4 protein-coding genes are annotated in these 5,541 nt (G+C 69.8%); 2 read left to right on the top strand and 2 right to left on the bottom strand.

Annotation, left to right across the window (positions count from 1 at the left end; all coding sequences use genetic code 11):
• Window positions 1-683: GNAT family N-acetyltransferase (locus ACFQ36_RS20280; protein WP_377016950.1), on the top strand; the 683-nt coding region annotated here is incomplete at its 5' end.
• Between the two features lie 49 nt (window positions 684-732).
• Here ACFQ36_RS20280 and ACFQ36_RS20275 read toward each other — a convergent pair.
• Both ACFQ36_RS20275 and ACFQ36_RS20270 read right to left on the bottom strand, forming a co-directional pair.
• Window positions 733-1,251: a DinB family protein gene (locus tag ACFQ36_RS20275; protein WP_377016948.1), complete on the bottom strand. Its 519-nt coding sequence runs from the start codon at window positions 1,249-1,251 to the stop codon at window positions 733-735.
• Between the two features lie 123 nt (window positions 1,252-1,374).
• Window positions 1,375-3,861 (bottom strand): DNA topoisomerase (ATP-hydrolyzing) subunit A, encoded by a 2,487-nt coding sequence (locus tag ACFQ36_RS20270; protein ID WP_377016946.1) that lies wholly within the window; start codon window positions 3,859-3,861, stop codon window positions 1,375-1,377.
• 48 nt (window positions 3,862-3,909) lie between these two features.
• Here ACFQ36_RS20270 and ACFQ36_RS20265 point away from each other — a divergent pair.
• Window positions 3,910-5,541: GNAT family N-acetyltransferase (locus ACFQ36_RS20265; RefSeq protein WP_377016944.1), on the top strand; the 1,632-nt coding region annotated here is incomplete at its 3' end.

The raw sequence follows: 5,541 nt of genomic DNA, 5'->3' as shown, positions 1-5,541 counted from the left end.
GGGGGATCGGCCGCGCCGTCTACACGTGGCAGCGCGAATGCCAGCGCCGCCGCTTCGTGGCGGCCGGTACCGCCGGCGCCGTGCTGCGCACGATGGCCGAGGAGCGCAATCCCGCGCACACTGCGCTGCTGCGCTCGGCTGGGGCCAGGGCGGTGCGCTACTTCACCGAAATGACCCGCCCGCTCTCGGATCCGGTTCCCGCACTGCCGTTGCCTGCGGGGTTCGGCTTTGCCACGCTGGATCCGGAAGACAGCGAGGCCGTACGCCTGGCGCACAACGAGGCGTTTGCGGACCACTGGGGCAGCGAGCCGCGGGATCCGGCACGCTGGGCCTTGACCGTCAGGCATCCGCAGCTGAAACCGGAGTGGAGCATGTCGGTGCTGGAAACCGCCACGGGTGAAACGGTGGCCTACCAGCTGGCCAGCTTCGACCCGGAATACCGCCACCGGTCCGGCTACGACGAAGGCTTCACGGACCTGCTCGGGGTCCGGCGCGCCTGGCGCGGCCGCGGGCTGGCCTCGGCGCTGCTGGCCGAGGCCATGCGGCGGTTCCGGGCAGGCGGCATGGCACATGCCGGGCTCGGTGTGGACACCGCAAACCCCAGCGGCGCCCTGGCCCTGTATGAGCGGATGGGCTACGCGCCGACCATCCGCCACCTGGCGTGGGACGTCCCGCTGACCTGAGCGCTCCCCGCGCCCGTCCTGCGCGGCGGAACGGGAGGCGGGCGCCTGCTCAGGCGCCGACGTCGTACATATGGTGCAGGACCTCGTGCAGGAAGAAGGAACCCAGGGTGGTGATGCTGAAGGTCGTGCCGTTGCTGCGCAGGCCGGGGCGCTCCCATTGGTCCGGCGTCACCGCTTCGAAGGTGGATGCCGTGGCGATGGCGGCCTCTTCGAGCTGCCGGGCCACCTCTGCCGGATCCTGCTCCCGGTAGCGTCCCTCGAGGGCCGCCACGTTCGCATCCCAATTGGTGAAGCCGGGATTCTCCTGCTCCAGCATCAGCTCCAGCCGGGAGTGGAACAGCCTGCACACATCCCGGACATGGGAGGCGTACTCCAGCGGCGACCAGGTCGAATCATCCGGACGTTCACGCACCCCGGGGCGGGCCAGCACCTGGTGCCAGCGCGGCACCGTGGCACGCAGGGCCGGGCCCACCGTGTCGGGGGTGACACCGGCCGGATCGAACCCGCAGTCCGGGCAGCGGCGTCCGGTCACCCACATCCAGTCCTTGGTATCCGGGATGATCGCCATGACGCCAGTTTAAGCCCGCCCGCTCCGCGGCGTCCTTCCCCGCGGAGCGGGCCAGTTTCCGCATCCAGGCCGTATCTGCTGACCCGTGTTTGCCATGCGGGAGCATCTGCTGACCAATTTTTGCTAGGAGAAGCTGGGGCCGACGGCGTCGACGGCCTGGGCCAGGGGCACGCCGGAGCCGTCGCGGCGGCCGTGCTCGGTGGGCAGCGTGCGGGCAGCACCGTTGTCCGCCGCGGCCTTGGCCGGTCCGTGGCCGGCCCAGCCGAGGCTGAGCCGGTCTTCGCCCTTGAGGAAGCGGTGCGCACGCACGCCGCCGGTGGCCCGTCCCTTCGCCGGATATTCGGCGAAGGCGGTCACTTTGGCGGATCCGGCCGACAGCCCCGGCAGGGACTCGGAACCGGCGGCGATGGTCACCACCACCGCGGCGTCGTCCGCGGGGGCCACCGGGCCGAAGAAGATCACCGAGTCGCCGGCTGCCAGCTTGATGCCGGCCATGCCGCCGGCGGTGCGGCCCTGGGGGCGGACCGCCGCGGCGGGGAAGCGCAGCAGCTGGGCCTGGCTGGTGAGGAAGACCAGGTCGTCCTCGTCGGCAACCGCGGTGGCGCCGACCACCTTGTCCTTGTCCTTGAGCGTGATGATTTCCCAGTCCTCGCGGTTGAGCGGATGGTCGGGGGTGACCCGCTTGACCACGCCCTGGGCGGTGCCGATGGCCAGCACCGCGTTCAGCGGCACCAGGGAGACCAGGGATTCGCCCTTGGCCAAGGTGATGAATTCCTTCACCGGGACGCCGCCGGTGAGGTTGGGCAGCCCGGCGGTCTGCGGCAGCACGGGCATGTCCACCACCTGCAGCCGCAGCATCCGGCCGGCCGAGGTGACCGCACCGATCTCCCCGCGGGCGGTGCTGCGGACCACCGAGGCGAAGACATCGTGGCGGACCCGCTGGCCGTTTTCGGTGAACCCGTCCTGGGTCATGGTGCGCGCCAGCTGGCCGGAGGCGGAGAGGATCACCCAGCAGGGATCGTCAGGGATTTCCAGCGGCAGCACGGCCGCAGCCGCCTTCGCCTGCTTGCCGGCGGCCAGGGTCTCGGGCCCGCCGGCCGGCTCGGATTCGAGCAGCACGGTGCGCCGCGGCGTCGCGTACAGTTCGGCGACCTCGCCGAGCTCGTCCGAGACCAGCCGGCGCAGCCGGGCGTCCGAGTTCAGGATTTCCTCCAGCGCGGCAATCTCGCGGCGCAGTTCCTCCTGCTCCTTCTCCAACTCGATCCGGGAGAACCTGGTCAGCTGGCGCAGGCGCAGTTCCAGGATGTAGTTGGCCTGGATTTCGGTCAGGTCGTAGATGGACATCAGCCGGCTGCGGGCCTCGGCGGCCTCGTCCGAGGAGCGGATGATCTGGATGACCTCGTCAATGTCCACGATGGCCACCAGCAGGCCCTCGACCAGGTGCAGGCGGTCCTTCTTTTTGCCCAGCCGGAAGGCGGTGCGCCGGCGCACCACGGACAACCGGTGGTCCACGTAGACCTGCAGCAGTTCCAGCAGGCCCAGGGTCCGGGGCTGGCCGTCCACCAGGGTCACGTTGTTGATGCCGAAGGAATCCTCCATCGGCGTGTACCGGTAGAGCTGGGCCAGCACCGCCTTGGGGTTGAAGCCGTTCTTCAGCTCGATGACCAGGCGCAGCCCGTGGTTGCGGTCGGTCAGGTCCACCACGTCGGAGATCCCGGTCAGCTTCTTGGCGGTGACCGCGTCCTTGATCTTCTCGATCACCTTTTCCGGGCCCACCATGTAGGGCAGCTCGGTGACCACCAGGCCGGTGCGCCGGGCGGAGATCTGCTCGATTTCCACCTTGGCGCGGGTCTTGAACGAGCCGCGGCCGGTGGCGTAGGCGTCCCGGATGCCGGCCAGGCCCACGATCCGCCCGCCGCTGGGCAGGTCCGGGCCGGGCACGCATTCCATGATGTCGGCAAGCGTGGCGTCCGGATGCTGGATCAGGTGCCGGGCGGCGGCGATCACCTCCCCCAGGTTGTGCGGGGCCATGTTGGTGGCCATGCCCACGGCGATGCCGGAGGAACCGTTGACCAGCAGGTTCGGGAAGGCGGCCGGCAGCACCTCCGGCTGCGTCAGCTGGTTGTCGTAGTTGGGGACGAAGTCCACCACGTCCTCGTCCAGGTGCTCCGTCAGCGCCAGGGCCGGGGCAGCGAGCCGGGCCTCGGTGTAGCGCGGGGCGGCCGGACCGTCGTCGAGCGAGCCGAAGTTGCCGTGGCCGTCGATCAGCGGGATGCGCAGCGAAAAGTCCTGCGCCATACGCACCATCGCGTCGTAGATGGCCGCGTCCCCGTGCGGGTGCAGCTTGCCCATGACCTCGCCCACCACGCGGGCGGACTTCACATGGCCGCGGTCCGGGCGCAGGCCCATATCGCTCATCATGTAGAGGATGCGCCGCTGGACCGGCTTCAGCCCGTCCCGGGCATCGGGTAGTGCGCGCGAATAGATGACCGAATAGGCGTATTCAAGGAAGGACCCCTCCATCTCGGAGGTGACGTCGATGTCGACGATGTTTTCGGTGAAATTCGCGGGGTAGTCCTTGTCCTGAACTGGTTTCTGTCGGCGGGCCATGGGAAGAGCGCGGGTCCTTTACTTAATGATTGCGGATACAGTGAGTCTATGTCTCAAGAGGCCCAATCCCCGGATTATCCCGAATACTGGGAGGCCGACGTGGTCCTGCGCGACGGCGGGACCGCCCATCTGCGGCCCATCACCCCTGCCGATGCCGAAGCCCTGCAGGCCTTCCACGCCGGCCAGTCGGAGAGCTCCATTTACCTGCGCTTCTTCACCTTCAAGTCCCGGCTGAGCCCGCGCGAGCTGGAACTTTTCACCAATGTGGACTACGACAACCGGGTGGCCTTTGTCGCCACCATCCGCGGCGAGATCGTCGGCGTCGGCCGTTACGACCGGCTGGACGATCCCACCGACGCCGAGGTGGCGTTCAACATCTCGGACGCCCACCAGGGCCGCGGCCTGGGTTCCATCCTGCTCGAACACCTCGCCGCGGCCGCCCGCGAGCACGGCATCCGCCGGTTCTCGGCCGAGGTGCTGCCGGAAAACCGGAAGATGATCACCGTCTTCAACGAGGCCGGCTACGAGGTCCGGCGGCACTTCGAAGACGGCGTGGTCATGCTTGAATTCAACATCGACCCGACCGAGCGCTCCCGCGCGGTCATGGAGGCGCGGGAGCACCGTGCCGAGTCCCGCAGCGTCGCCTCGCTGCTGGCCCCCGAATCCGTGGCCGTGATCGGGGCCGCCGGGCAGCCGGGCAGCATCGGCCTCGCCCTGCTCGAGCACATCCTCGACGGCAATTTCAAGGGCCGCGTCTACGCCGTCGATTCCCAGACCCAGGAAACGGCCCCGGAGCCGGCCGGCATGATGTCCTACCCCGGCATCGCCGCGGTGCCGGAACCGGTGCAGCTGGCGGTCATCGCGGTGCCGTACGAGCAGGTGCCGCAGATGGCGGCCGACTGCGCCGCCGCCGGGGTCAGGGGCGTGGTGATCGTCACCGGCGGCTTTGCCGACGACGGTGCGCGGGGGCTGGCCCGGCAGCGCGACCTGGTGCGCCATGCCCGCGCCTTCGGGATGCGCGTGATCGGCCCGGCCTCGCTGGGCATCGTGAACACCAACCCCGAGGTGTCCCTGAACGCGTCATTGGCCCCGGGCCTGCCGCAGACCGGGCCGCTGGCGCTGTTCAGCCAGTCCTCGGCCATCGGCGTGCTGCTCAACGCGGCGGCCGGACGGCGCGGACTCGGGGTCTCCTCCGCTGTTTCCGCCGGCAACCGGGCCGACGTTTCCGGCAATGACCTGATGCAGTACTGGGAGGACGATCCGGCCACCCTCGCCGTCGGCCTCTACCTGGAGTCCTTCGGCAACCCGCGCAAATTCTCCCGGATTGCCCGCCGGCTCTCCCGCAGCAAGCCGGTGATCGTGGCCAAGTCGGAGCTGATGGGGCTGCAGCTTCCCCCGGGCCACGCGGTGCGCACCACGCAGGCCCCGGCCGGCGCCCTGGACGCCATGCTGCGCCAGTCCGGCGTGATCCGGGTGGCCACCAACGAGCAGCTCATGGACATTGCCCAGATCCTGGTCAGCCAGCCGCTGCCGGCCGGGCCCGGGCTGGCCGTGCTGAGCAACTCCGGCGCGCTCGGCCGGGTGGTGGCGGACGCCGCGACCACCCACGAGCTCACCGTGGTCGAGCAGGACACCAGGCTGGACCTTCGCGGCGGGCAGGCGGCACCGCTGCTGGGCAGC

Origin of the sequence: Arthrobacter sp. GCM10027362 (assembly GCF_042679445.1) — a bacterium.
Lineage (GTDB): Bacteria > Actinomycetota > Actinomycetes > Actinomycetales > Micrococcaceae > Crystallibacter.
This window is presented reverse-complemented; position numbering and strand designations above follow the sequence as displayed.

Excerpts from the sequence above, each read along its gene's own strand:
- ACFQ36_RS20275 (WP_377016948.1), bottom strand. The coding sequence starts at position 1,251 with ATGGCGATCATCCCGGATACCAAGGACTGGATGTGGGTGACCGGACGC.
- ACFQ36_RS20270 (WP_377016946.1), bottom strand. The coding sequence starts at position 3,861 with ATGGCCCGCCGACAGAAACCAGTTCAGGACAAGGACTACCCCGCGAAT.